This is a genomic window from Actinacidiphila epipremni, from assembly GCF_012034175.1.
GTDB classification, from domain to species: Bacteria; Actinomycetota; Actinomycetes; order Streptomycetales; family Streptomycetaceae; genus Actinacidiphila; species Actinacidiphila epipremni.
The window spans coordinates 25,925-51,932 of the sequence record NZ_JAATEJ010000028.1; the positions used below are offsets into that span (position 1 = coordinate 25,925).

General features: G+C 75.0%; 22 protein-coding genes. 11 read left to right on the forward strand and 11 right to left on the reverse strand.

Annotation, left to right across the window (positions count from 1 at the left end):
- Positions 1–6: 6 nt before the first annotated feature.
- A complete protein-coding gene (locus HCN08_RS28090) occupies positions 7–825 on the forward strand; it encodes a 3-hydroxybutyrate dehydrogenase (protein ID WP_167986077.1) in 819 nt (272 codons plus the stop codon).
- Positions 826–901: 76 nt separating this feature from the next.
- Positions 902–2,878 carry a helix-turn-helix domain-containing protein gene (locus HCN08_RS28095; protein WP_167986078.1) on the forward strand — a complete coding sequence of 659 codons (1,977 nt, stop codon included), beginning with the start codon at positions 902–904 and terminating at the stop codon, positions 2,876–2,878.
- 4 nt (positions 2,879–2,882) lie between these two features.
- On the opposite strand, the gene HCN08_RS28100 is transcribed toward HCN08_RS28095, so the two are convergent.
- The 7 genes from HCN08_RS28100 to HCN08_RS28130 all read right to left on the reverse strand — a co-directional run bounded on the left by HCN08_RS28100 (position 2,883) and on the right by HCN08_RS28130 (position 11,027).
- Positions 2,883–5,270: a glycoside hydrolase family 65 protein gene (locus HCN08_RS28100; protein WP_167986079.1), complete on the reverse strand. Its 2,388-nt coding sequence runs from the start codon at positions 5,268–5,270 to the stop codon at positions 2,883–2,885.
- Between the two features lie 83 nt (positions 5,271–5,353).
- Positions 5,354–6,019: a helix-turn-helix domain-containing protein gene (locus HCN08_RS28105; protein ID WP_167986080.1), complete on the reverse strand. Its 666-nt coding sequence runs from the start codon at positions 6,017–6,019 to the stop codon at positions 5,354–5,356.
- 157 nt (positions 6,020–6,176) lie between these two features.
- On the reverse strand, positions 6,177–7,286 hold the full coding sequence (locus tag HCN08_RS28110) for a branched-chain amino acid ABC transporter permease (protein ID WP_167986081.1): 1,110 nt from the start codon (positions 7,284–7,286) through the stop codon (positions 6,177–6,179).
- Positions 7,283–8,170, reverse strand: a complete 888-nt coding sequence (locus tag HCN08_RS28115; protein WP_167986082.1) for a branched-chain amino acid ABC transporter permease — start codon at positions 8,168–8,170, stop codon at positions 7,283–7,285. Before HCN08_RS28115 ends, HCN08_RS28110 begins: the two co-directional genes overlap by 4 nt.
- Positions 8,170–8,961 carry an ABC transporter ATP-binding protein gene (locus tag HCN08_RS28120; RefSeq protein WP_167986083.1) on the reverse strand — a complete coding sequence of 264 codons (792 nt, stop codon included), beginning with the start codon at positions 8,959–8,961 and terminating at the stop codon, positions 8,170–8,172. Before HCN08_RS28120 ends, HCN08_RS28115 begins: the two co-directional genes overlap by 1 nt.
- On the reverse strand, positions 8,958–9,704 hold the full coding sequence (locus tag HCN08_RS28125) for an ABC transporter ATP-binding protein (protein ID WP_167986150.1): 747 nt from the start codon (positions 9,702–9,704) through the stop codon (positions 8,958–8,960). The genes HCN08_RS28120 and HCN08_RS28125 overlap by 4 nt, the downstream gene beginning before the upstream one ends.
- Before the next feature lie 75 nt (positions 9,705–9,779).
- Entirely contained in the window at positions 9,780–11,027 is a 1,248-nt protein-coding gene (locus HCN08_RS28130) for a substrate-binding domain-containing protein (RefSeq protein ID WP_167986084.1), read from the reverse strand.
- A gap of 255 nt (positions 11,028–11,282) precedes the next feature.
- On the opposite strand from HCN08_RS28130, the gene HCN08_RS28135 reads away from it, so the two are divergent.
- Entirely contained in the window at positions 11,283–12,368 is a 1,086-nt protein-coding gene (locus HCN08_RS28135) for a tyrosine-protein phosphatase (protein ID WP_322974729.1), read from the forward strand.
- Positions 12,369–12,430: 62 nt separating this feature from the next.
- Here the strand turns inward: HCN08_RS28135 and HCN08_RS28140 are convergent, their stop codons facing one another.
- Both HCN08_RS28140 and HCN08_RS28145 read right to left on the reverse strand, forming a co-directional pair.
- Positions 12,431–13,300 (reverse strand): alpha/beta hydrolase, encoded by an 870-nt coding sequence (locus HCN08_RS28140; RefSeq protein WP_167986086.1) that lies wholly within the window; start codon positions 13,298–13,300, stop codon positions 12,431–12,433.
- 142 nt (positions 13,301–13,442) lie between these two features.
- Positions 13,443–15,047 carry a purple acid phosphatase family protein gene (locus HCN08_RS28145; protein WP_167986087.1) on the reverse strand — a complete coding sequence of 535 codons (1,605 nt, stop codon included), beginning with the start codon at positions 15,045–15,047 and terminating at the stop codon, positions 13,443–13,445.
- 196 nt (positions 15,048–15,243) lie between these two features.
- Between HCN08_RS28145 and HCN08_RS28150 the strand changes: the two genes are divergently transcribed.
- Entirely contained in the window at positions 15,244–15,906 is a 663-nt protein-coding gene (locus tag HCN08_RS28150; protein ID WP_167986088.1) for an RraA family protein, read from the forward strand.
- Positions 15,907–15,927: 21 nt separating this feature from the next.
- On the opposite strand, the gene HCN08_RS28155 is transcribed toward HCN08_RS28150, so the two are convergent.
- The gene (locus tag HCN08_RS28155) at positions 15,928–16,341 is read right to left on the reverse strand and encodes a winged helix-turn-helix transcriptional regulator (protein WP_167986089.1); all 414 of its coding nucleotides are present in this window, start codon (positions 16,339–16,341) and stop codon (positions 15,928–15,930) included.
- Positions 16,342–16,476: 135 nt separating this feature from the next.
- Between HCN08_RS28155 and HCN08_RS28160 the strand changes: the two genes are divergently transcribed.
- Complete coding sequence (locus tag HCN08_RS28160) at positions 16,477–17,946, forward strand: MFS transporter (RefSeq protein WP_167986090.1); 1,470 nt, start codon at positions 16,477–16,479, stop codon at positions 17,944–17,946.
- Between the two features lie 36 nt (positions 17,947–17,982).
- On the opposite strand, the gene HCN08_RS28165 is transcribed toward HCN08_RS28160, so the two are convergent.
- Entirely contained in the window at positions 17,983–18,936 is a 954-nt protein-coding gene (locus HCN08_RS28165; protein ID WP_167986091.1) for a LysR family transcriptional regulator, read from the reverse strand.
- 94 nt (positions 18,937–19,030) lie between these two features.
- On the opposite strand from HCN08_RS28165, the gene HCN08_RS28170 reads away from it, so the two are divergent.
- The 6 genes from HCN08_RS28170 to HCN08_RS28195 all read left to right on the forward strand — a co-directional run bounded on the left by HCN08_RS28170 (position 19,031) and on the right by HCN08_RS28195 (position 26,008).
- Positions 19,031–19,735: a succinate dehydrogenase cytochrome b subunit gene (locus HCN08_RS28170; RefSeq protein ID WP_167986092.1), complete on the forward strand. Its 705-nt coding sequence runs from the start codon at positions 19,031–19,033 to the stop codon at positions 19,733–19,735.
- Positions 19,736–19,767: 32 nt separating this feature from the next.
- Entirely contained in the window at positions 19,768–21,717 is a 1,950-nt protein-coding gene (locus HCN08_RS28175) for a fumarate reductase/succinate dehydrogenase flavoprotein subunit (RefSeq protein ID WP_167986151.1), read from the forward strand.
- Positions 21,714–22,463 (forward strand): succinate dehydrogenase/fumarate reductase iron-sulfur subunit, encoded by a 750-nt coding sequence (locus HCN08_RS28180; protein ID WP_167986093.1) that lies wholly within the window; start codon positions 21,714–21,716, stop codon positions 22,461–22,463. The genes HCN08_RS28175 and HCN08_RS28180 overlap by 4 nt, the downstream gene beginning before the upstream one ends.
- 186 nt (positions 22,464–22,649) lie before the next feature.
- Positions 22,650–24,686: a GTP-binding protein gene (locus HCN08_RS28185; protein ID WP_167986094.1), complete on the forward strand. Its 2,037-nt coding sequence runs from the start codon at positions 22,650–22,652 to the stop codon at positions 24,684–24,686.
- Positions 24,687–24,747: 61 nt separating this feature from the next.
- The gene (locus HCN08_RS28190; protein ID WP_167986095.1) at positions 24,748–25,122 is read left to right on the forward strand and encodes a DUF427 domain-containing protein; all 375 of its coding nucleotides are present in this window, start codon (positions 24,748–24,750) and stop codon (positions 25,120–25,122) included.
- A 130-nt stretch (positions 25,123–25,252) separates the two neighbouring features.
- Entirely contained in the window at positions 25,253–26,008 is a 756-nt protein-coding gene (locus tag HCN08_RS28195; RefSeq protein WP_167986096.1) for an SDR family oxidoreductase, read from the forward strand.

The window sequence follows — 26,008 nt, forward strand, 5'->3', positions numbered from 1 at the left end:
GCCGTCATGCAGAGCACCCACCGCCCGGGACCGGGCCCGGCCCCCGCCGCGGGCGACCCCCTCGGCCTTCCCGCGGACGGGCGGTTCCTGGCCGGCCGCACCGCCCTGGTCACCGGCGCCGCCGCCGGCATCGGCCGGGCCTGCGCGATGGCGCTCGCGGCGGCCGGCGCGCACGTCTACGTCGTCGACCGCGACGCGGCCGGGGCCGCCGCCACCGCCGAGCGCACCGGCGGGACCTGCGTCGTCGCCGACCTCGCCGACCCCGACGCGGTCGACGCGCTACCGGCCGACGCCGACATCGTCGTCAACAACGCCGGCCTCCAGCACGTCGCCCCGCTGCACGAATTCCCGCCCGAGCGCTTCACCCTCATCCAGCGCGTCATGGTCGAGGCCCCCTTCCGGATCCTCCGCGCGACGCTGCCGCACATGTACGCCGGCGGCTGGGGCCGGGTCGTCAACATCTCCTCCGTGCACGGCCTGCGCGCGAGCCCGTACAAATCCGCGTACGTCGTCGCCAAGCACGCCCTCGAAGGGCTCAGCAAGACCGTGGCGCTGGAGGGCGCCGGGCGCGGTGTCACCAGCAACTGCGTGAGCCCCGGCTATGTGCGCACCCGGCTGGTGGAGGACCAGATCGCCGACCAGGCCCGCACCCACGGCATCCCGGAGGCCGACGTCGTCGCCCAGGTGATGCTCGACCGCACCGCGATCAAGCGGCTCATCGAGCCCGCCGAGGTCGCCGCCGCCGCGGTGTGGCTGTGCTCCCCGCACACCGGCTTCGTCACCGGCACCTCGCTGCCGCTGGACGGCGGCTGGACGGCCCGCTGATGACACCGCCGGGGACGATAGGGGGGAGGTCCCGGGGGCTGTGACGACGTACCCCGAGGTGGTTGGATGGCCGCCCATGGCAGACAGCCCCGCCCCGATCGCCCGCCCGCTGCGCCGGCTGCTCGACCTCATCGCCGAGGACGCGCCCGCCGAGGCGTACGGCGTGCTGACCGCGCGCGCCCGGGCGGACGGCGCGAGCGACGCGGACCTGGCGGAGCTGGAGCACGCCACCGCCACCGCCCTGCGGGTGCGCGGCACCTTGCGCCAGCACCGGCGCCGGGAGAGCGAGCTGGCCGCGCTGTTCGACACCGCGGGCGACCTGGCGGCGCTGCGCGACCTCGACGCGGTGCTGAAGTCCATCGTGCGCCGGGTGCGGATGCTGCTCGGCACCGACACCGCCTACCTGACGCTGCGCGACGACGAGGCCGGCGACACGTACATGCGGGTCACCGACGGCTCGGTCTCGCCGCTCTTCCAGAACCTGCGGCTGCGCTACGGCGACGGGCTGGGCGGCCTCGTCGCGCAGACCGCGCGCCCCTACGCCACGCCCGACTACCGCACCGACGAGCGGTTCCGGCACACCGGGTCGATCGACGAGGGGGTGCTCGACGAGGGCCTGGTCGCGATCCTCGGCGTGCCGCTGGTCCTGGGCGCCCGCGGCGGCCCGGCCGGTGCTGCCTCCGGCGGCACCCCCGGCACCAGGGGCTCGACCGCCGCCGGCGACGTGATCGGCGTGCTCTTCGCCGCCGACCGCACCCCGCGACCCTTCTCGCCCGACGAGGTCGCGCTGCTGTGCTCGCTGGCCGCGCACGCCGCCATCGCCATCGACACCGCCCGGGCCATCGCCGACCTCGCGCAGGCCGGCGAGGTCATCCGCGAGCACGCCGCCGCCACCCAGCGCGCCCAGGAGGCCCACGACCGGCTCACCGACCTGGTGCTGCGCGGCGGCGACCTGTCGGAGGTGGCCGCCGCCGTCGCCGGGCTGCTCGACGGGGCGCTGACCATCCACGACCCCGACGGCCGCACGCTGGCCGCCGTCGGCCGCGGCGGCGGCCCCTTCGACGGCACCCCGCCGCCGCCCGCCCCGCCGCTGCCCGGGCCCGGCCAGGCGGCGCCCACCGCCCGGGCCGTGCACCGCGACGGGCGCTGGATCTGCGCGGTGCTGGCCGGCCAGGAGCTGCTCGGCAGCATCGTGCTGCACGGCCGCGACCGGCTGGACGACCCCGACCGGCGGCTGTTCGAGCGGGCCGGCGTGGTGACCGCGCTCCTGCTGCTGCTCAGCCGCTCGGTCGCCGAGGCCGAGAACCGGGTGCGCGGCGAGCTGATCACCGATCTGCTCACCGCCCCCGAGCGCGACCCGGTCGGCCTGGTCGTCCGCGGCCGGCGGCTCGGCCTGGACCTCAGCCGGCCCTGCCTGATGCTGGTCGCGCAGGGCCCGGCCGGCGGGCAGGGCCGGCTCGCCGCGGCGGCCGGCCGCTACCTGTTCGGCAGCGGCGGGGTCAGCGCCGAGCGCTCCGGCACGGTGGTGCTGCTGCTCCCGCACGACGGCGCCCCGCCCGGCGCCGCCGCCCGGGCCGCCGCGGGCCAGCTCACCCAGCTGGCCGGCGGGCCCGTCACGGTCGCCGCCGCGGGGCCCGCGTCCGGGCCGCAGGCGCTCGCCGCCGCGCACGCCGAGGCGGTGCGCTGCCTGCACGCCCTGACCGCGCTCGGCCGCACCGGGGACGGCGCCGGCGCCGCAGAACTGGGCTTCCTCGGCGTGCTGCTGGGCAACGAGCGCGACGTCCCCGCCTTCGTGACGGCGACACTCGGCCCGCTGCTGGACTACGACGCCCGGCGCGGCACCGAACTGGTCCGCACCCTGGCCGCGTACTTCGCGTGCGGCGGCATCCTCACCCGTACCAAGGACGAGCTGCACCTGCACGTCAACACCGTCGTCCAGCGGCTGGACCGCATCCAGGCGCTGCTCGGCGAGGACTGGAACGCCCCCGAGCGCGCCCTGGAACTCCAGCTGGCGCTGCGCCTGCACATGCTGGCCGGCGCCGGGGCGACCTGAGCCCTCACTCCCGCGGCAGCGGTACGGTCAGCTCCGTGCCCGGCGCGACCCGGTACGTCCGCGGCCCCACCGACACCGCCACCGGGTCCTGGTCCGACTCCGGCACCCCGATGTGCAGATGCCCGGCGTGCAGGGCCAGGCCCACGCCCCAGTGGGCGCGGTAGCGCAGCGTCAGCCGGAAGCGGGACAGCTGCGGCAGCGGCACCGGGTCCAGCCGCAGGCAGTCGCTCTCCGGCCGCAGCCCCGTCAGCCCCCGCTGCACCAGGTCCAGCGTGCCGGCCATGGCGCCCAGGTGGATGCCCTCGCCGGTGGTGCCGCCCTGGAGGTCGGCGACATCGCCCAGCAGCGCCTCGCGCACATGGGCCCAGGCGTCGGCGCGCCGGGAGCGGGCCAGCACCCAGCCGTGCACCAGGCCGCTGAGGGTCGAGCCGTGGCTGGTGCGCGCCAGGTAGTGCGTGACGGTGCGGTGCCACAGCTCGTCGTCGAGCCGGTAGCCGAGCCGCTCGAACAGGGCGGCCAGCTCGGCGGGCGGGAAGAGGTAGCCGAGCATGAGCACATCGGCCTGCTTGGACGCCTGGTAGCGGTTGACGCTGTCGTCCTCGGCCTCCAGGATCCGGTCCAGCCGGCGGATGTCGCCGTAAGCACCCCGGTAGCCGTCCCAGTCCAGCTCGGCCAGCTCGCCGTAGCCGTCGAACTGGCTGATGACACCCGCGTGGAAGGCCACCCGCAGCCGCCGCGAGACGTCCTCCCAGCGCGCCGGCTCGTCCGCGGCGATGCCCAGCCGCGCGACCAGCTCCGCGCGCCGCGGCGCCGGCATCGCCTCCAGCAGCTCCAGCGCGCGGGCCAGCACCCAGGCCGCCGTGACGTTGGTGTACGCGTTGTCGTCCAGGCCCGGCCGGCCGGCGCCCGGATACGCCGTGTGGTACTCGTCGGGGCCCACCACGCCGAGGATCCGGTAGCGGCCCGCGTCCTGGTCCCACCGCGCGCGGTCCGCCCAGAAGCGGGCGACCTGGAGCAGCATCTCGGCGCCCTCGGTGTGCAGGAACGCGGTGTCGCCGCTGGCCAGGCAGTACTGCCACACGTTGTAGGCGACCGCGGAACCCACGTGGTGCTGGAGGTGGGTGCGGTCCGGCAGCCAGCGGCCCGAGCGCGGGTTCAGGTGCAGCCCCTGGGTCTCCTCGTGCCCGTCGCTGCCGCTCTGCCACGGGTACATCGCGCCGCGCAGCCCCTCGGCCGCCGCGGCCCGGCAGGCCGCGCCCAGCCGGCGGTGCCGGTAGGTCAGCAGCGCCCGGGAGACCTCGGGCAGGTGCAGGTTCAAGAAGGGCAGCACGAACAGCTCGTCCCAGAAGACGTGCCCGCGGTAGGCCTCGCCGTGCAGCCCGCGGGCAGGCACGCCCACGTCCAGGTCGGCGGTGTGCGGGGAGAGCGTCTGGAGGACGTGGAAGAGGTGCAGCCGCAGCACCGTGCCGATCGCGTCCGGCACCTGCACCCCGACCCGCTCCCACAGCCGCTCCCACGCGGCGGCGTGCGAGTCGAGCAGCCCCGCCACGTCCGGCGCGTGCTCCACCCGCTCCAGCGCGGCGTGCAGCGGGTCCTGGATCGCGGCGTCCCGCGAGGTGTGCAGCGCCACCACCTTCTCCACCACGACCGCCGGGCCGCCGCCGGCCACCGGCGCGGTGAACCGCCGGGCGACGGCGCGCTCCCCGGGCTCGGGCGGGGCGGTGCTCCCGGCGCCGGACACGCGGATCCGGGCCGCCAGCGCCACCTCGATGCCCGAGCGGGAGGTGCGGCAGCGCAGCCAGCCGGTGTCCCGGCCGTGCGCGCCGGTGCGGTGCCCGGTCAGGTGCCGGCCGTCGAGGTCCCGGTAGCGCTCGACGCCGCTGTTCGCCACGTCGCCGTCCAGGCCCGCCTCGATCTCGACCTCGCCGTTCCAGCCCACCGCGCTCACCGTCAGGCGCTGCGCGGCCAGGTGCGGGTCGTCCATGTGCACCAGCCGGGTCTCGGCCAGCGCGAGGATCCGCCCCTCGCCGTCCCGCAGCCGCATCCGCCGCAGCAGGGTGCCGCGGCGCAGGTCCAGCACCCGCTCGTAGTCCAGCACCTCGCAGGCGTCCGGGCCGAACCAGTCGCCGCCGGCCGGCCGCACCCGCAGCGGCAGCCAGTTCGGCAGGTTGACCATGTCCTCGTTGTCGACCTCGCGCCCGGCGACGGTGGACGTCAGCCGGTTGTAGCAGCCGGCCGCGTACGTCCCCGGGTAGTGCAGCGGGCCCGCGGGCGACTCGGGCGCGGCGCCACGGGTCGCGGTGTAGCCGTTGCCGAGTGTGCACAGCGCCTCGCGCAGCTGCTCGCGCCCCGGGTCGTAGCCCGCGTACCGCCAGGCCCAGCCGTCGTGCATGCCGCGGTCCCTTCGGCTCACCCGGCGCCATGGCGGCCGGCTCGTGGGGTGCGCGGGGCCCGGGGGCCGCGCCGCGTGCCGGCCTACTCGGTGTCGATACGGCGGCCGGTGACGTTCTTGGGCCGGATCCGTATCCACACCGGCCGGTTGCCGCCCGCCCACGGCTCGGGCGCGCGGGCGGCCAGGACGTCGCTCTGCGCCGGGTCGTCGACGCGTTCCGCGGTGCCGGTGAGCAGCACGCTCCAGCCGCGGCTGAGCCGGTCGTCGATCTGGTCGACCTGGAAGGACACGCCCTCGCCCGGCGCCGGCTCGGCGGCGTCGCCCGCCCCGGTGCGGTAGACGATGGTGCCGGAGTCCACCAGGTAGTTCACCGGCAGCACCGCCGGCCCCGGCTGCACGGGCACGGCGATCCGGCCGACGCCGTGCGTGCCGAGCTTGTCCCAGCACTCCTCGGTGCTCAGATGCGCCAGCACCGGCCGCGCGGCGGCGTCCGGCTGCCCCGGCGGCGGGTCGCGGCGGCCCTCCAGCAGCTCCTGGTACGTCAGGTCCAGCGCGGCGGCGACCCGCACCAGGCCGCCGGGATCGAACTCGGGACCGGCGTCGAGGAGGTGCTGCAGATAGCGGGGGGACATCGCCGCCCGCGTGGACAGCGCGCTCTCGCTCAGACCCAGTTGCGCGCGGCGCTCGGCGATGCGCCGCACGATCGGATCCCGGTCGGTCCGGTGCCCGGTTTGCGTGTGGCCGGCCATGGCGGACCCTCCCTCCACCCGAAGTCGGGCAAAATGCCCACACCCGTGCATCCAGAGTCGCGCAGATCACGTCAGGACGCCAGGCGGGGGCGGTGGGGGGCCCGCCGCCGCCCTATCGGCCGTACGGGTGAACCGCGGGTGGACGTGGCCGCCGGGTTCAGGCCCGTACCCGCGGGCGGCGCCCCAGCCGGGTCAGGCCGCCGGGCAGGGCCACCACGGTGACGACGAACAGCGTGCCCAGCAGGAACAGCGGCTGCGACAGCGGCACCCGCAGCACCGACGGCAGGCCGGAGACGGCGTCGGAGCCGGCCAGGTCGCCGAGCCGGTGGTCCGCCCAGGTGTACAGGACGCCGCCGAGCAGCGGCCCCCAGCGCGAGCCCGAGCCGCCCAGCACCACCATCACCAGCAGCGACAGCGTGAAGTCCGATGTCGTCGTCTGCGGTGTCGCCCCGCCGGTCAGCAGCAGGTGCACCACCCCGCCGACCGCCGCCAGCGCCCCGGCCACCACGAAGGCGACCAGCTTGAAGCCGTACGGGCGCAGGCCCAGCACCTCCACCCGGGTCTCGTTGTCCCTGATGCCCTCCCACACCCGGCCGGTGGGGGAGCGCACCGCCCAGCGCACGACCGCGAGGGTCAGCACCAGGTAGGCCAGCGCGATCCAGTACAGGTTCGCGGTGTGGTCGATGCCCGCCAGCGACGCCGGCAGCTTGTCCGCGGGCACCGCCCGGCCCTCCTCGCCGCCGGTGACCCCGCCGGGGTCCCGCTCGACCAGGATCGACCCGGCCTGCGCGAAGGCCAGCGTGACCATCGAGAAGGCGATGCCGCTCACCCGCAGCGCCACCGACCCCAGGGCCCAGGCCAGCGCCACCCCGCACAGCACGCCGAGCACCGCGGACGGCCAGAACGGCAGCCCGGCCTCCGCCGCGATCAGCTCGGTGGAGTAGCTGCCGGCCGCGAAGTACAGCGCGTGGCCGAACGACAGCAGCCCGGTGTGGCCGAGCAGCAGGTCGTAGCCGGTGGCCAGCGCCCCGAACACCAGGCACAGCGCGAGCAGCTGCAACGACCCGGCGCTGCCGATCGGGCCGTCCAGCAGCCCGGGCAGCGACAGCGAGCTGAAGGGCGCGGTCACCAGCGCGACCAGCACCAGCGCCGGCCACCAGCGGCCGAGCCGGCGCCACGGCGGGGCGTCCGCGTCCGCCTCCGGGGAGGCGGCGGCCTTGCGGGTGGACGCGGCCGGCGTCGTGGCCGGTGTCGCGGCGGGTGTCATGCGAGCCTCCCGGTGATGCCGCGCGGCCGGAGCAGCAGCAGCGCGGCGAGCAGCACGACGACGGCGAGGTCGCCGAGCCCCGACGTCGTGTAGTAGTTGGCGAACTGCTGGACCAGCCCCACCCCGACCGCGGCGAGCGCGGCGCCGGCCACCGAGCCCATGCCGCCCATGACCACCACCACGAAGGCGAAGATCAGCAGCGAGGTGCCCTGGCCGGGGTCCACCGAGCCGTAGTACAGCCCGCCCAGCGCCCCGCCGAGCGCGGCGGCGGCGCCGCCGATGGCGAAGACCAGCGTGAAGGCCCGGCGCACGTCGATGCCGAGCGCGGTGACCATCGCCCGGTCCTCGACCCCGGCCCGTACGACCAGGCCGTGCCGGGTGCGGCCGAGGAACAGCCGCAGCGCCAGGAGCACCACGGCCGCCGCACCCAGCAGCACCAGCCGGTTCACCGGGATCCGCGCGCCCAGGAGCCCGAAGGTGCCCGACAGCGCGGCGGGACCGGGGAAGGGCCGGGCGTCCGGGCCCCAGATCGCCGACAGCAGCGCCGGCACCGCGAGCCCCACGCCCACCGTCGCCAGCACCTGCTCGCGCGGTCGCCCGTACAGCGGCCGGATCAGCGCCAGTTCCAGCACCACCGCGGCCAGCGTGCCGACCGCGGTGCCGAAGCAGACGGCGAGCACGAAGCCGGCGCCGCCGGAGCCGGCACCCGGCAGATGGCCGCTCGCCGCCCACCAGGTGGCGTACGCGCCGATCGACAGCAGCGCGCCGTGCGCGAAGTTGAGCACGTCCATCAGCCCGAAGATCAGCGACAGCCCCGCGGCGACCAGGAAGTACAGCGCCCCCAGGCCCAGCCCGGTGGCGGCGAGCAGCACGACCGTCGCCATCACGCGCCCGCCTTTCCGGCCTGCGCGGCGCTGCTGGGATCGGGCCCGGGTGGTGCCATGGGGTGCTCCTCGGTGACGGCGGTACGGCGGCCGACGCCCAGCAGCCGCCGGGTGGCGTCGGGGTCGGCCAGCAGGTCGGCGGCGGGGCCGCGGTGGACGGTGCGCCCGTCGGCGAGGACGGCGCAGTGGCCGGCGAGCCGGCGCACCAGCGCCAGGTTCTGCTCCACGAGCAGCACCGGCACCGCCCGCGCGGCCCGCTCCAGCACCCGGGCGACCTCGGTGACGACCCGGGGCGCCAGGCCCTTGGTCGGCTCGTCGGCGATGATCAGCCGGTTGCCGTTGAGCAGGGTGCGGCCGATCGCCACCATCTGCTGCTGGCCGCCGGAAAGGGTGCCCGCCGGCTGCCGGGCCCGCGCCTTCAGCTCCGGGAAGAGCTCGTGCACCAGGTCGTACGCCGGCTCGCCCGCGCCCGGCCGCTCGGCCAGGCGCAGGTTCTCCGCGACGGTGAGCCCGGCGAAGACCCCGCGGTCCTCGGGCGCGTAGCCGATGCCGCGGCGCACCAGCAGATGGGTGGGCAGCCGTACGGTCTCCTCGCCGGCCAGCCGTACGCTGCCGGTGCGCGGCACCAGCCCGAGCACCGCCCGTACCGTCGTGGTCTTGCCGGCGCCGTTGCGGCCGAGCAGCGCGGTCACCCCGGAGGGGGCGACGTCCAGGTCCACGCCGTGCAGGATGTGCCGGCCGCCGATGACGACCGCGAGGTCCCGTACCGCCAGCAGCGGCTCGCCGCTCACAGCGCCTCCCCGAGGTAGGCCTCCTGGACCACCGGGTCGGCGGTGACCGCCTGCGGGGTGTCCAGGGCCAGCAGCGTGCCGTGGTGCATCACCGCGAGCCGGTCGGCCAGGCCCAGCAGCACGTCCATGTGGTGCTCGACCATCAGCACGGTGCGGCCCTCGTCGCGGTGCAGCGAGCCGATCAGCGCGGTCAGCGCGGGCACCTCCTCGGCGCTCACCCCGGCCATCGGCTCGTCCAGCAGCATCAGCCGCGGCTCGCCCACCAGCAGCACGGCGAGCTCCAGCTTGCGCTTCTCGCCGTGCGAGAGCTCGGCGGCCCGCGCGTGCGCCCGGTGCGCGAGCCCGGTGCGCTCCAGCACGTCGGCGACCTGCTCGCGGAAGTCCGCCGCGCGCCGCCAGATCCGGTACGAGCCGCCCGCCGCGGCCTGCGCGGCCAGCCGTACATGCCCGGCGACCGTCACCTGGGGCCACAGGCTGGAGGTCTGGAACGTCCGGCCGAGCCCGCGGCGGGCCCTGGCCGGCACCGGCTCGGCGGTGATGTCCGCGCCGTCCAGCGCGATCGACCCGCGGGTGGCCGGGACCAGCCCGCTGATCAGGTTGAACAGCGAGGTCTTGCCCGCGCCGTTGGGGCCGATGAAGGCCAGGAACTCTCCCTCGCGCACGTCGAAGGACACCTCGTCCACGATGGTCGCGCCGCCCACCGACCAGCCCACCCCGCGCAGCCGCAGCACGGGCGGGGCCACGGCCGGCGCGGCGGCGGACGGGGCAGCAGGGGGCTGGGCGGCGGGGGAGCGCGGGACGGACCCGGTCGGCACGGCTCAGCCCGCCATCTGCTTCATCGGCGGGTTGACCGCTTCCTTCGGCAGCCGGCTGACCAGCTGCGGCTCGGCCGCGGCGCCGGTACCGGTGAGCGTCGCGGTGAACATCGGCTGGAGCAGCGCGTGGTCGGCCGCCCTGACCTGCTCGTCGCCCTTGGGGCCCTGGAACGACCAGCCCTCCAGCGCCTTGGCCATCGCCGCCGGGTCGGTCGCGCCGCCGGCCTCCACCGCGTGCACGATCATCTGCGCGGCGGTGAAGCCGTCCGGGCTGAACAGGTCCGGCGTGCCGCCGGCCTTGGCGATGCCGTCCAGCATCGCCTTCTCCACCGGGTTGTTGCCGGCGCCGGGGAAGTAGTGCGCCAGGAACGACACCTTGGAGCCGGCCGCGCCGAACAGCGGGTAGGAGGCGATGCCGGCCAGCCCGGTGACGACCTTCGTCGAGGTCACCACGCCCTGCTGGTCCAGCGCCGTCCACAGCGCCGGCGCGCTCGCCCCGGCCCACGCCACGAACACCAGGTCCGGCTTCTTGGACTTGACCTGCTGCGCGAACGGCGTGAGGTCGCCCGCGCTCGGCGGCGCCAGCACCGAGTCGACGGTCGCGCCCTGCCCGGAGCCGAGCACCTCCTTGACCGCCGCGACGTTCGCCTGCCCGAAGGCGGAGTTCTGCGTGAGCACCACGACCTTCTTGCCGCCCGTCCCGCCCAGCAGCGACCCAGCGGTGAGGATGTCCTGGTAGGACTGCCGGCCGGAGCGGAAGGTGTACGCGTTCAGCCCCGTCAGCGCGTCGGTGGCGGCGGGCCCGGCGATGTAGAGGACGTGGTTCTGCGCGGCCAGCGGCGCCAGTTGCAGCGCCACACCGGAGTCGGTGGTGCCCGCGATGATCTTCGTGCCCTTGCCGATCAGCGTCTTGGCCGCGGCCACCGCCTTGGCCGGGTCGCCCGCGTCGTCCTGCTCGGTGACCCGGATCTCGTGCCCGCCGGCCTTGCCGGTGCCGTGCGTGGCGTAGTCCAGGCCGGCGTGGAAGCCGTCGATGTACTGCTTGCCGTACGCGGCCAGCGGCCCGCTGCGCGAGTACACCAGCCCCACGTCCACGGCCGCCGCCCCGCTCTTGGCGTCCCCGCCGCCGGACGACGGGCTCCCGGCGGTGCCCGCCTTGCTGCAGCCCGCGAGCAGCACGGCGACGGCCAGCAGCGCGAGCGCGGGGACGGATCTGTTTCTCAGGTGGCGTGACGTGCGGCTGCGACGCATGATGACCGGCTCCCGGAACGGTGGATGGTTGCGCACACCGTAGAAGCGGCCCGCTGCCGCCGACATGTGGCCGGACCATGTACGTCTCGCGCGGGGCATGGTGCCGGCGACCATGGCTGCCGGAACCGGCGGACGGCGGCGGGGGTGACCCGCGCTGTGGGAAGGGGTTCCCCCGGCGGATGACGGGCGGTCATATCGTTGTCATGTACGCAAGGGTGGATGGCGGCGACGTCCCCTCACGTGAGGAGCCAGCCCGTGCGCATCACCCGTACCGCACTCGCCCTTGCCACCGCAGCCGTGCTCGCCGCCGGCGCGGCGGGCCCGCTCGCCGCGCCGGCCGCCGCCGCGCCCGCGCCCGCCGCGGCGCAGGCCGCCGCCGCCTCGGCCGCACCCTTCACGGCCGCGCAGGCCACGCTGAACCCCGACGGCAGCTACCTGATCAGCTGGGCCTCGACCGCCGCCCAGGTGAGCGTCACCGCCGCGACGCAGGCATCCGCCACCACCGGAGTCGCGCTCGGCGGCGGCGCCGGCACCGGCAGCCTCACCGTGCCCGCCGGCACCCTGCCCGCCGCCGCGCGCTGGTACTTCCGGCTCAGCACGCCCGACGGCTCCGCGCTCACCGTCGCCGAGCGCTCGCTCGGCCTCGCGGACGCGCACAACTTCCGGGACGCCGGCGGCTACCGCACCGCGGACGGCCACTGGGTGCGCACCGGTGTCGTCTACCGCTCCGGCAAGCTCAGCGGCCTGACCGCCGCCGAGCAGCAGGTGCTCACCGCCGAGGGCATCACGCTGGACGTGGACCTGCGCAACTCCAGCGAGCGCTCCGACGACCCGGACCAGATCCCGGCAGGCGTCGGCTACCAGGTCGCCGACGTGGTCTCGCTCGCGCACGGCATCAAATTCCACAAGGACGCCGCCGCGACCCTCCTCCAGGCGCTGGCCGCCGGGCTGTTCAGCGGCTCCTCCGACCTCGGGCAGTCCATCGGCTACCCGTTCATGGTGAACTTCGTCGGCGCCGACCACGCCTTCCACGACACCCTGGTCGCCATCGAGCACAACTCCGGCGCCACCGTCTTCCACTGCACCGCAGGCAAGGACCGCACCGGCTGGGCGAACGCCGTCCTGCTGACCCTGCTGGGCGTGCCGCGCGCCACCGTGGAGGCCGACTTCCTGGCCAGCAACACCTACACCGGCGACCCGGAGGCCGTCGAACTGTCCTGGCTGACCTCGGCGTTCAACGAAGTGAACGCGATCTACGGCAGCTTCGACGGGTATCTGCACCAGGGCCTGATGCTCACCGACGCCGACATCGCCGCCCTCAAGGCCAAGCTGCTGGCCTGATCCGCCGCCCCGCGTCCGGGACCCGCACGCCATGGGTCCCGGACTGCGCCGGCGGCAGGCGGCTACAGCGCCTCGCGGACGTGCCCGGCGACCACGGCGGCGCCCGGGGCGCCCAGCAGGATCGAGTAGTGGTTGACGCCCGGCACGAAGTGCGCGGGCACACCCTCCAGGCCCGCCGCCGCGACGACCTGCGGCGGATAGAGGCCGACCGGCTCGTCGCGCAGGCCCCGCTCGGCCCACAGCAGGCGCGCGGGCACCGGCAGCCGGCGTATCGCGGCGAAGACCTCGGGGTTGCGCAGCTCGTCCTCGGCGTCCTCGCGGATCGCCGCCGCCCGGCACGCCGACCGCAGACGCGGCTCCGCGCCGACCAGGTCGCGGTCCAGATACGCCGCCACATGCGCGCCGGTCAGCTCGGCGAACGCCGGATGCCCGGCCCAGAAGGCGTGGTAGGCGGCCCGGTCGGCGAACTCCATGTCGAGCTTGGCCATCGCCGGGCCGATCACCGCGTGCAGCACCTGGTCGATGTCGGTGCCGGCCGGCACGGGGAAGCCCAAGCCGCCGTCGACCAGGACCAGTTCGCGGTAGCGGTCCGCGCCGCGGCAGGCGGCGACACAGGCGACGAAGCCGCCCATCGAATGCCCGGCGAGCACCGCCTGCCGCACCCCGAAGTGGTCCAGCACCGCCCGCAGGTCGTCGGCGTGCGCCGCCATGCTGCTGGGGCCCGCCACCGCCCGGCTGCCGCCGCGCCCGCGCAGGTCCGGCGCGATCACCTCGACGCCGTCCAGCGCCTCGGCGACCGGGCCCCACGACAGGCCGTTGCTCGCGATGCCGTGCACCGCCAGCACCGTGCCCGCGCCCGGCGCGCCCGGCCAGCGGCGCACCGCCAGCGTGCCGCCGGCCACCTCGACGCCGGTGTCCTCGTAACCCCTCATCACCCTGTGGCCCCGCCCGAAGTCGCCGCCGTGCCCGTACACCGTCGTACGGTCCCCGCAGCATAGGCGCGCGGGCGCCGCGGGGCGCATGGCGGCGGCCGACACCGTAGCCCCCGCTACGGTGTCGGCCGCCGCCATACCGTCAGCGGTGCCCGTCGGAGCGCTTGCGGTGCAGCGTGAACTGCTCGAAGACCGACAGCTCGCCGTGCGGCTTGTTGACGTTGTAGTAGGTGACGTGCAGGCGAGTGGTGTCGCCCGGGAAGCGGCCCGGGTCGACGGTGAAGGCCGCGAAGCCGTACGGGTGCTCGATGTCGCGCACCCCCATCCAGACCGCCTCCTCCTTGACGTACGTGGCCGCGCGCTTGCCGCCCTCGGGCCGGCTGCCGGCGACCTCGGTGATGACCTTGGCGGTGCCGTCCTTGAAGAACGACTGGTTGGTGGTGCCCGACACACCGCCGCCGCCCAGCACCATGTGCACCGTGCCCAGCCCGGTGTCGATGTCGTCGGTACGGGTCGAGGCCGGGTGGGGCGTCAGCGTCTCGCTGCCGCCGACCACACCGCGGACCGCCAGCGAGCGCTCGTAGTTGTGCTCGTGGCCGCACACCACCAGGTCCACCTGGTAGCGGTCGAACAGCGGGCCGTAGGCCGCGCGCAGGCCCAGGTCCGCGCCGTTGGCGTCGGAGGAGCTGATCATCACCTGGTGCATCGCCACCACGACCCAGTCGATGTCGCTGTCGCGCCGGGCGGCCTTCAACTCCCGCTCCAGGAAGGCCAGCTGGCGGCCACCGGAGTAGCCGTGGATGTAGTTGTCGCCGCCGTCCTGGAGCGCCACGTCGTCGTTCTGCAGCACGATGACCCGCACCGAGCCGGCGGTGAACGCGTACCAGAGCCCGGCGAGTTCGTCGTCGGACTCGGTCGACGGCAGCTGGAAGTAGGTCTGGTAGGCGCCCAGGCCGATCGGGCCGTTGCCGGACTCGATCTCGTGGTTGCCGGCCGCCGGCATCCACGGCCGGAAGCGGGCCGAACGGGTGTTGTTGGCGAAGAAGTTGTTCCAGGTGCGCACCCGGTCCACGTCCAGGTTGGCGTAGCACAGGTCGCCGTTGAGCAGATGGAACAGCGGCGCGACCTGCTCGACACCGGTGACGATGTCCATCGTGGCGGGCGTGGAGTTGGCGTCCAGCGCCACCGTGCCGTCCGCCGCCCAGGTCACCTGCGGGGCCGACTGGTCGCCGAAGCTGGTGAAGGTCAGCGGCTGCCGGCCGCGCGGCGCGGTCTTGAACGTACCGCTGTCCGGCGTCGCGCCGTCGTGCGAGACCACGTAGTAGTAGTCGGTGCCCGGCCGCAGCCCGGAGATCAGCGCGTGGTGCACGTACACCGCGCGGCCGGACTTGCCGTCGGTGTAGACCCGGCTGCGCGCCGAGGCACCCGAGCCCAGGCCGTGCTCCAGCGTCCCGTACAGCACCCGCGGGCGCTTGACGGGGGCGTCGGTGATCCAGGACACCACCATCTGGCTGGACGGGTCCTTGCCGAAGGTCAGGTGCAGGCCCTGCACCGGGGACGCGCCGCCGGTGTCCGGGGTGGGGTGGAAGGCGGGCGCGCCGGCCGGCGCCGCCGCGGCGGTGCCCGCGCTCAGCAGCGGCAGCGCCACCGCGCCGGCCCCCGCGGTGCCCAGCAGGCCCACCGCGCTGCGGCGGCTGAGGCGGTCACCGGGCGCGGCGGGCTCCGGGGTGTCCATCTGTGCGACCATCGTTGCTCCTTGGTGCAAGGGCTGTGAACGCGTGAAGACTCCCGCCCTCCGGCGACGCCCAGTTGAACGCGGCCTGTCGTGAGCGGGTCGGAACCGGACGCCGGCAACCGTGCCCCGCGGCGGTCCTGACGGCGGGGCAGGGGTAGCGTGCCCGGTGCGCCCCGACCCGGGGGCGGACCCGACCCGAAAGGCGGCCATGGGCGACGCGCACGACCATTCCGGCTCACCCGATGTCCCCGGTGTCCCCGATTTCCCTGGCTTCCTCGACATCCCGCCGCCGACGCTGGCCGACGTCCTCGGGCGCGGGCAGGTCATGGACCACGGGCTGCGCCCGCTGTGGGGCCCGGCGCCGCGGATCGCGGGGCCGGCGTTCACGGTGCGCTGCCCGCCCGGTGACAACCTCATGCTGCACGCGGCGATCTACCGGGCCGCGCCCGGCTCGGTGATCGTCATGGACTCCGGCGGCGACACCGACTACGCGGTGGCCGGCGGCAACGTCTGCGCGGTCGCGCAGCGCCGGGGCATCGCCGGCTTCGTCATCGACGGGGTGGTCCGCGACCTCGCCGAGATCCGCGCGATGGGCCTGCCCGTGCTGGCCCGCGGCATCGCGCCCTGCCCGGGCGGGAAGTCCGCGGTCGCGCCGCTGGGCGAGCTGGTGCGCTGCGGCGGCGTCGAGGTCCATGCCGGGGACGTCGTGGTGGCCGACGAGGAGGGCGTCGCCGTCGTCCCCGCGGCACGAGCGGCCGAGGTGCTGGCCGCGGCGCGCGCCAAGCTCGCCAAGGAGGCCGCCGAGGACCTCGACGCGTGGGAGGCCGCGCACCGCGCCCGTATCGACGCGCTGCTCGCGGCCGGCGGCTGACCTGCGGCCGGCCGCCCGCCGTCAGGGCATCGGGCCGTCGCGGTCGTCGTACGCGACCCGGGCCGCGGCGACCTCGCCGAGGTGGTCGCGCGACCACTCGGTGAGGTGGTGGAACAGCGGGGCGAGGCTCAGCCCCAGCTCACTGATCTCGTACTCCACCCGCGGCGGCACCTCCGGGTAATACGTGCGCACGACCAGCCCGTCGCGCTCCATCTGCCGCAGCCGCTGCGTCAGCACCTTCGGGGTGATCGTGCCGATCCGCCGCTCCAGCTCCACGAACCGCTGCCGCCCGAACGCGTGCAGCGCCCACAGGATCGGCGTCGTCCAGCGGCTGAAGACCAGGTCCACCACCGGCCCGATCGGGCACGCCTCGGCCTGCACCGCCGCCGCGTGGCCGCGCGCGGGGCGGCCGGGCGGGGACACCGTCTCGGTCATGGCTGCCGCACCTCCGTGTGTCCTTCGGGGAGTCCCCGCCCGAATCCGTACCGGAGTCCGCGGGTGGGGGAGCCCCGTACGGGTAGTCACTATCCTGTAGGTACCTACTATATCCGCGTTGCTAGCGTCCCGGCCATGACTCTCGCCGCTTCCCCGCGCGACCAGCGACTGCGCGCCCCGGCCGCCCGACGGCCCGGACTGGTCCTCGCCTTCCTGTGCGTGGTGCAGTCCACCGTCTACCTCGACGTCACGATCGTGAACGTCGCCCTGCCCTCCATCCAGCACAGCCTCGGCATGGCCGACGGCGACCTGCAGTTCGTCGTCACCGCCTACGGCACCGTCCTCGGCGGCTTCCTGCTGCTCGGCGGCCGGCTCGCCGACACCCTCGGCCGGCGCAGGCTGCTGCGCACCGGCCTCGCCTTCTTCGGCGCCGCCTCGCTCGCGGCCGGGCTCGCGCACGACCCCGGCCTGCTGATCTCCGCCCGCGCCGTGCAGGGCTTCGGTGCCGCGCTGACCGCGCCGGCGGCGCTGTCCACCCTCACCGCCACCTTCACCGAGGGCGCCGAGCGCACCAAGGCCCTCGGGATCTGGGGCGCGCTCGCCGGCGTCGCCTCCGTCCTGGGCGTGCTGCTGGGCGGCCTGCTGACGCAGGGGCCCGGCTGGCGCTGGGTGTTCTTCATCAACGTGCCCATCGCGCTGCTCGCCCTGGTGGCCGCGCCCTATGTGCTGCCCGAGAGCCGGCTGCCGGACGCCCGGCGCCGCTTCGACACCGGCGGCGCCGTCACCTTGACCGCGGGGCTGCTGCTGCTCGTTCACACCCTCGACCAGGCCGTCAGCGCCGGCTGGTCGGACGCCGGCACCGTCGGCGGGCTCGCCGGCGCCGCGCTGCTGCTCGCCGCCTTCGCGGTGCTGGAGACCCGCGCGCAGGCGCCGCTGCTGCCCGGCCGGGTGCTGCGGCTGCCCGCGCTGCGGGCCGCGAACCTCGGGACGGTGCTGACGCTGGGCGCGATGGCGACGCTGTTCTTCTTCGCCAGCCTGTTCATGCAGCAGGTGCTCGGCTACGACGCGCTGAAGACCGGCCTGGCCTACGTCCCGCTCGCCGTCGCGGTGACGGTCGGGGCCGGCGCCGCCTCCGGCCTCGTCGCCCGCTTCCCCGGCAAGCCCGTGCTGATGGCCGGCCTCGCCCTCGGCGCGGCCGGGCTGCTGCTGCTCGCCCGGCTGCCGGTCGGCGCCGGATACGCCGCCGACGTGCTGCCGCCCTTCCTGATGGTCGGCGTCGGCCTCGGGATGTCCTTCGTGCCGCTGCAGATCGCCGCGGCCCACGGGGTGGCCGAGTCCGACGCGGGCGTCGCGGCGGGCCTGATCAACACCAGCCAGGAGGCGGGCGGCGCGCTGGGCGTGGCGGTGATCTCGGCCGCGGCGTTCAGCCGGATCGGCCATCTGCTCGCGCCGGGCTCCTCCGCCGCCCCGGGGACGGCCGCGCTGCGGGCCGCCCGGGCCGGCGGCTACCACCACGCCTTCTTCCTCGCCGCGTGCTTCGCGCTCGCCGCGCTGGCGGCGGTCGCGGTGCTGCTGCCGGTGATCCGGCCGGCGCGGCAGCCGTAGCACGGGTCACCCGCCGGCGCCCCGCGCCCCGACCGCTCACACCTCCGGCGCCCCGGAGCCCGGCGCCCGGTGTGCCCCCGGGCGCAGGCCCGGTGAGTCGGTGACCGCGCGGCGCGCGGAGGTCAGCAGGACGTCCTGGAGCACCCGGGCGGCGCGCGGCGGCGCGACGTCGCTGCGGTGGGCCAAGGCGACGGTACGGCGCAGGCCCGGGCGGGCCAGCGGGGTGACCCGCAGGTCGAGGCCCGCCCGGGCGGCGACCGTCGCCGGCACCACGCCGATGCCGAGCCCGGCGCGCACGAAGCCCAGCACCGCGTCCATCTCGCCGCCCTCGACGGTCAGATACGGCTCGAAGCCGGCCGCCCGGCACGCCGCGAGCGTCAGGTCCCGCAGGTCGTAGCCGTGCCGGAACATCACCATCGGCCGGCCCTCCAGGTCGGCGATCCGCAGCGGCCCGGCCGGCGCCGCGTCGGCCGCCGAGGAGACCACCACCAGGTCCTCCTGGAACAGCTCCACCGTCGTCAGCGCCGGCGACGGGCTCGGCAGCGGCAGCACCACCAGCGCCAGGTCCAGCGCCCCGCGCGCCAGCTGCCGTACGAGATCGTGCGAGCCGCCCTCCTCCACCAGCAGCCGGATGCCGGGGTGCCGGTCGTGGAAGGCCCGCAGCACGTCCGGCAGCAGCCCGGTCGCCAGGCTCGGTGTCGCCCCGAGCCGCACCCGGCCGCGGCGCAGCTGCGCCAGCTCCAGCACCTCGTGCCGCGCGGTGTCGGCGTCGGCGAGGATCCGCCGGGCCAGCGGCAGCAGCGCCTCGCCGGCGTCGGTCAGCGCGATGTTGCCGCGCGCCCGGCTGAAGAGCGCCGCTCCCAGCTCCTTCTCCAGCGCCCTGATCTGCTGCGACAGCGACGGCTGCGACACATGCAGCGCCTGCGCGGCCCGGGTGAAGTGCCGGGCGTCCGCGACGGCCACGAAGTAGGCGAGCTGCTGGAACTGCACCCCGCCAGCCTAGCTCGTCGATAGGCACCGGCTATCGAGTCCAGCTCGATCATGTCTTGGACCACTGGACGTACCCGGTCGTAGCGTCGTGTTCATGGCATTGGCAACGCGGCCGGACCGTCGGCCCTCGATGGCGCGCACGGTCTGGGACTCGACCGTGGGCAAGAAGACCGTCATGGCGGTGAGCGGCCTGGTGATGCTGCTCTACCTGGTCGTCCACATGTACGGCAACCTGAAGATCTTCTTCGGCCCCGGCACCTTCGACGGCTACGCCCACTGGCTGCGCACCCTCGGCGAGCCCTTCTTCCACTACGAGTGGGCGCTGTGGATCATCCGCGCCGCCCTGGTCGCCGCCGTCGTGGCGCACGGCGTGTGCGCGTACCAGCTCAGCCGCCGCGACATCGCCTCCCGCCCGGTCGGCTACGTCCACACCCGCGCGCGCGCCGGCTACGCCACCCGGACCATGCGCTGGGGCGGGGTCATCCTCGCCCTCTTCATCGTCTGGCACATCCTGGACCTGACCACCGGCACCGTGCAGCGCGGCTTCGTGCCCGGCCACCCATACCACAACGTCGTGGCGGCCTTCCACGACTGGTGGAACAACGTCATCTACATCGTCGCGATGCTCGCCCTCGGCCTGCACATCCGGCACGGCTTCTGGAGCGCCGCCCAGACTCTCGGCGCCGGCAGCCGGCGCCGCGACCGCGCGCTGAAGACCACCGCGAACCTGCTCGCCCTGCTACTGACCGCAGGTTTCATCGCCGTGCCGGTCGGCGTCATGACCGGCCTCGTGAGCTGAGGACCGCCATGACCACGGACATGACCACCGACATGACCCACTACAGCGACTACACCACCGGCGAGCCCGTCGCCGACACCAAGGCGCCGGACGGCCCCATCGAGGAGCGCTGGGACACCCGCCGCTTCACCGCCAAGCTGGTCAACCCCGCCAACCGCCGCAAGCACACCGTCATCGTCGTCGGCACCGGCCTGGCCGGCGGCTCCGCGGGCGCCACCCTGGCCGAACAGGGCTACCACGTCGTGCAGTTCTGCTACCAGGACTCCCCGCGCCGCGCCCACTCCATCGCCGCGCAGGGCGGCATCAACGCCGCCAAGAACTACCGCAACGACGGCGACTCCATCCACCGGCTCTTCTACGACACCGTCAAGGGCGGCGACTTCCGCTCCCGGGAGTCCAACGTCCGCCGCCTGGCGCAGATCTCGGTGGAGATCATCGACCAGTGCGTCGCCCAGGGCGTGCCCTTCGCCCGCGAGTACGGCGGCCTGCTCGACACCCGCTCCTTCGGCGGCGTCCAGGTCTCCCGCACCTTCTACGCCCGCGGCCAGACCGGCCAGCAACTGCTGCTCGGCGCCTACCAGGCCCTCTCCCGGCAGATCGCCGCCGGCAACGTCGAACTGCACCCGCGCACCGAGATGCTGGACCTGCTGGTCATCGACGGCCGGGCCCGCGGCATCGTCGCCCGCGACCTGGTCACCGGCGAGATCCGCCCGTACGTCGCCGACGCCGTCGTGCTCGCCTCCGGCGGCTACGGCAACGTCTTCTACCTGTCGACCAACGCCATGAACTCCAACGCGACCGCGATCTGGCGGGCCCACCGCCGCGGCGCGTACTTCGCCAACCCCTGCTTCACCCAGATCCACCCCACCTGCATCCCGCGCACCGGCGACCACCAGTCCAAGCTCACCTTGATGAGCGAGTCGCTGCGCAACGACGGCCGCATCTGGGTGCCCAAGGCCAAGGGCGACACCCGCCCGCCCGCCGAGATCCCCGAGGACGAGCGCGACTACTACCTGGAGCGCATCTACCCCTCCTTCGGCAACCTCGTGCCGCGCGACATCGCCTCGCGCGCCGCCAAGAACGTCTGCGACGAGGGCCGCGGCGTCGGCCCCGGCGGCCAGGGCGTCTACCTCGACTTCGCCGACGCCATCGCCCGGCTCGGCCGGCCGGCCATCGAGGCGAAGTACGGCAACCTCTTCGAGATGTACGAGCGGATCACCGCGGAGAACCCCTACGAGGTCCCGATGCGGATCTACCCGGCCGTGCACTACACGATGGGCGGGCTGTGGGTCGACTACGACCTGCAGACCACCGTCCCCGGCCTGTTCGCGATCGGCGAGGCCAACTTCTCCGACCACGGCGCCAACCGGCTGGGCGCCTCCGCCCTCATGCAGGGCCTGGCCGACGGCTACTTCGTGCTGCCCGCGACCCTCAACGACTACCTCGCCCGGCACCCCGGCCACGACACACCCGCCGCCGACCACCCGCAGATCACCGCCGTCCTCGCCGAGACCACCGAGCGGCTGCACCGGCTGGTGAGCGTCGACGGCGACCGCACCGCCGACTCCTTCCACCGCGAACTGGGCGAGCTGATGTGGGAGTTCTGCGGCATGGCCCGCACCGAGCAGGGCCTGCGCAAGGCACTGGACCGCATCCCGCAGATCCGCGAGGAGTTCTGGCGCCGCATCAAGGTGCCCGGCACCGAGGCGGAGTTCAACCAGTCCCTGGAACGCGCCAACCGCGTCGTGGACTACCTGGAACTCGCCGAGCTGATGTGCCTGGACGCCCTGCACCGCGCCGAGTCCTGCGGCGGCCACTTCCGCGAGGAGTCCCAGACCCCCGACGGCGAAGCCGCCCGCAGGGACGAGGAGTTCAGCTACGCCGCCGCATGGGAGTTCACCGGCACCGGCGCCGCCCCCGTACTGCACCGCGAGGACCTCGTCTTCGCCTACGTCCACCCCACCCAGCGGAGCTACGCATGAAGCTCACCCTGCGCATCTGGCGCCAGCACGACGCCGACGCGCCCGGCGCGATGTCCACCTACGACGTCGACGGCATCTCGCCCGACATGTCGTTCCTGGAGATGCTCGACACCCTCAACGAACGCCTCACCGTCGAGGGCGAGGAACCGGTCGCCTTCGACCACGACTGCCGCGAGGGCATCTGCGGCGCGTGCAGCCTGGTCATCAACGGCGAGGCGCACGGCCCGGAACGCACCACCAGCTGCCAGCTGCACATGCGCTCCTTCCGCGACGGCGACACCATCGACGTCGAGCCGTGGCGCGCCGCCGCCTTCCCGGTCGTCCGCGACCTGGTCGTCGACCGCTCCTCCTTCGACCGCATCATCCAGTCCGGCGGCTACATCACCGCCCCCACCGGCTCCGCGCCCGAGGCGCACGCCACCCCCGTGCCCAAGCCCGCCGCCGACACCGCCTTCGAGCACGCCGAGTGCATCGGCTGCGGCGCGTGCGTGGCCGCCTGCCCCAACGGCTCGGCGATGCTGTTCACCTCGGCGAAGGTCAACCACCTCAACGTCCTGCCGCAAGGAGCGCCCGAGCGCGAGACCCGGGTCCTGGACATGGTCGCCCAGATGGACGCCGAGGGCTTCGGCGGCTGCACCCTGACCGGCGAGTGCGCCACCGCCTGCCCCAAGGGCATCCCGCTGACGTCCATCACCGCGATGAACCGCGAGTGGCTGCGCGCCACCCGCAAGGTCTCCCGCACGTAGCCGCGCCGCTCCCCGCGGCACCGGGCCGCGGCGGTGGGCGACCGGGAAATCCGGTTGCCGCCCGCCGCGGCCCGGTGCTGTAGTCGGACCCGTCCGCACCGCCGACCAAGGAGCAATGAGCAATGCGCGGTTCCGTCATGCCCGCCCCGACAGGAAATCCCTTCGCTCCTGAGGACATGACAGCCCGTGGCTCCACTCAATCTCGGCATTCTCGCGCACGTCGACGCAGGTAAGACCAGCCTCACCGAGCGCCTGCTGCACCAGGCCGGCGTCATCGACACCCCCGGCAGCGTGGACCGCGGCACCACGCGCACCGACACGCTGGCGCTGGAGCGGCAGCGCGGCATCACCATCAAGTCCGCCGTGGTCTCCTTCCGGCTGCACGGCACCACCGTCAACCTCATCGACACCCCCGGCCACCCCGACTTCATCGCCGAGGTCGAGCGGGTGCTCGGCGTCCTGGACGGCGCGGTGCTCGTGGTCTCCGCCGTGGAGGGCGTCCAGCCGCAGACCGGCGTCCTGATGCGGACGCTTCGCCGGCTGCGCATCCCCACCCTGGTCTTCGTCAACAAGATCGACCGCTCCGGCGCCGACCTCGACCGCACGCTGGCCGGCATCACCGCCCGCCTCACCCCCGACGTCGTCCCGCTCACCGCGGCCCGCCGCCAGGGCACCGCCGCCGCCGAGGCCGTGCCGTACCCGCCCGGCGACCCGGAACTCACCGCCCGGCTCACCGACGTCCTCGCCGCCCACGACGACGACCTGCTCGCCGTCTACGTCGAGGGCGGCGACCTGCCGTACGACCGGCTGCGCCGCGCGCTCGCCGCCCGTACCGCCGCCGCCGAGGTCCACCCGGTCTACGCCGGCTCCGCCGTCACCGGCGCCGGCGTCGAAGCGCTCGCCGACGGCATCACGCGCTGGCTGCCCGGCTCGGCCGGCGACCCGCAAGGACCGCTGTCCGGCACCGTCTTCACCATGCAGCGCGGCCCGGCCGGCGAGCGCATCGCCTTCGTCCGGCTCGCCTCCGGCACCCTGCGGGTACGCGACCGCCCGCCGCTGCACCGCGACGGCGCGGTCGCGGGGGAGGGGCGGATCACCGCGCTCACTGTCTTCGACCAGGGCACCGACCGGCCCGTACCGCAGGTGCCGGCCGGCCGGATCGCCAAGGTGTGGGGCCTGGGCGACGTACGCATCGGCGACACCGTCGGCGCCCCCGCGCCCGGCGGCGCGCCCGACCGCCACTTCGCCCCGCCCAGCCTGGAGACGGTCGTCAGCGCCCGCCGCCCCGCCGACCGCGCCGCCCTGCACACCGCCCTCACCCGGCTCGCCGAGCAGGACCCGCTGATCAACCTGCGGCGCGACGAGGACCGCGGCGAGATCGCGGTGTCGCTCTACGGCGAGGTGCAGAAGGAGGTCATCCAGGCGACGCTGGCCGCCGACCACGGCGTGGCGGCGGTCTTCCGGCCCACGACCACCCTGCACATCGAGCGGGTCACCGGCACCGGCGCGGCCGTGGAGTTCATCAAGACCGGCCCCAACCCCTTCCTCGCCACGGTCGGCCTGCGCGTGGAGCCGGCACCGCCCGGCAGCGGCGTCGTCTTCCGCCGCGAGGTCGAGCTGGGCTCGCTGCCGTACGCCTTCTTCACCGCCGTCGAGGAGACCGTGCGCGCCACCCTCGCGCAGGGCCTGTACGGCTGGCAGGTCCCCGACTGCGCGGTGACGATGACGCACGCGGGCTACTGGGCCCGGCAGAGCCATGCGCACGCGGTGTTCGACAAGAGCATGTCCAGCACCTCCGGCGACTTCCGCAACCTCACCCCGCTGGTGCTGGCGGCGGCGCTGCGGCAGGCCGGCACCCGGGTGCACGAGCCCATGCACCGCTTCCGGCTGGAACTGCCCGCCGACGCGCTCGGCGCGGTGCTGCCCGCCCTGACCCGGCTGCGCGCCCTGCCCCGCACCCCGGCGCCGGACGGCGCCGGCGGATACGTCCTCCAGGGCGACATCCCGGCCGCCGCCGTGCACGCCCTGGAGCTGCGGCTGCCCACCCTCACCAGCGGCGAGGGCGTCCTGGAGACCGCCTTCGACCACTACGCGCCGGTCCGGGGCGAGGCCCCGGTGCGCCCCCGCAGCGGACCCGACCCGCTGGACCGCAAGGAGTACCTGACGGCCGTGCAGCGCCGGCTCACCGCCCTGCCCTCCCGCACCCCGGCGGGCCCCGCTTGACCCGGCGCGGACGATCTGCCTACGGTCGCAGGTGCCGTCACCCCACGCCTACGGAGGACCCGTGGAACGCACCGCGAAGACGCCGGGCCCCGACCACCCGATCACCGTCCGGCCCCACCCCTCCCGTGTCACCGTGCGCGCCGCCGGCCAGGTCATCGCCGACACCACGCGGGCGCTGACGCTGCAGGAGGCGTCCTACCCGCCGGTCGTCTACATCCCGCTGGAGGACGTCGAGCCGTCCGCGCTCGCGGCCAGCGACAGCACGACGTACTGCCCGTACAAGGGCGACGCCTCGTACTACTCGCTGGTCACCGCGGACGGCACGGTGCCCGACGCGGTGTGGACGTACACCACGCCGTACGACGCGGTCGGCGAGATCGCCGGCCATGTCGCCTTCTACCCCCAGCACGTCGACCTCGTCGAGACCGCGGCCTAGTTCCCGCGCTCCGGCTCCTGCGGGCCGCCCGGTGCGTTCGCGCGCCGGGCGGCCCGACGAGTTTCCGCGCGCCGCGGTGTCTTTACCGGTGGCAGAGCACCACAGACACACCGGTTTGCGAGGAGACACCATGTCCGTCACCGATCCGGCGGGGACCACCGCCGTCGTCACCGGCGCCGCCCGGGGCTTCGGCCGCGGCAGCGCCGCCGCGCTCGTGCGGGCCGGGGCCCGGGTCCTGGGCGTCGGCCGGGACGCCGAGGCGCTGGAGAAGGTGCGCGCCGACCTCGGCGACGCCTTCGTGCCGGTGCGCGGCGACGCCGCCGACCCCGACCTCGCCGCCGACCTGCTGGAGCGGCACGCCCCGCGCACGATCGTGCTCAACGCCGGCGCCACGCCCGTGATGCAGCCGCTCCAGGAGCACACCTGGGACACCTTCCGCGCCCCCTGGGAGACCGATGTGCGGCAGGCGTTCCACTGGGTGCGCGCCGCGCTGCGGCTGCCGCTGCCGCCCGGCAGCACCGTGGTGTCGCTGTCCAGCGGCGCCGCCCTGCGCGGCTCACCGCTCAGCGGCGGCTACGCCGGCGCCAAGGCCACCGTCCGCTTCGTGTCCGAGTACGCCGCCGCCGAATCGCGCCGGCAGCAGCTGGGCATCCGCTTCACCGCCGTGCTGCCCGCGCTGTCGCCGACCACCGAGCTCGGCGCCCGGGCCAGCGCCGCCTACGCCGCCCTGGAGGGCATCGAGCACGAGGCGTTCGTGCGCCGCATGGGCCCGCTGCTCACCCCCGAGCTGGCCGGCGCGGCGGTGCTGGCGCTGGCGACCGGCGAGGAGCAGGGCGCGCTGTCCTACCGGCTCTCCGCGGCCGGCCTGGACCCGCTGCCGGCCTGA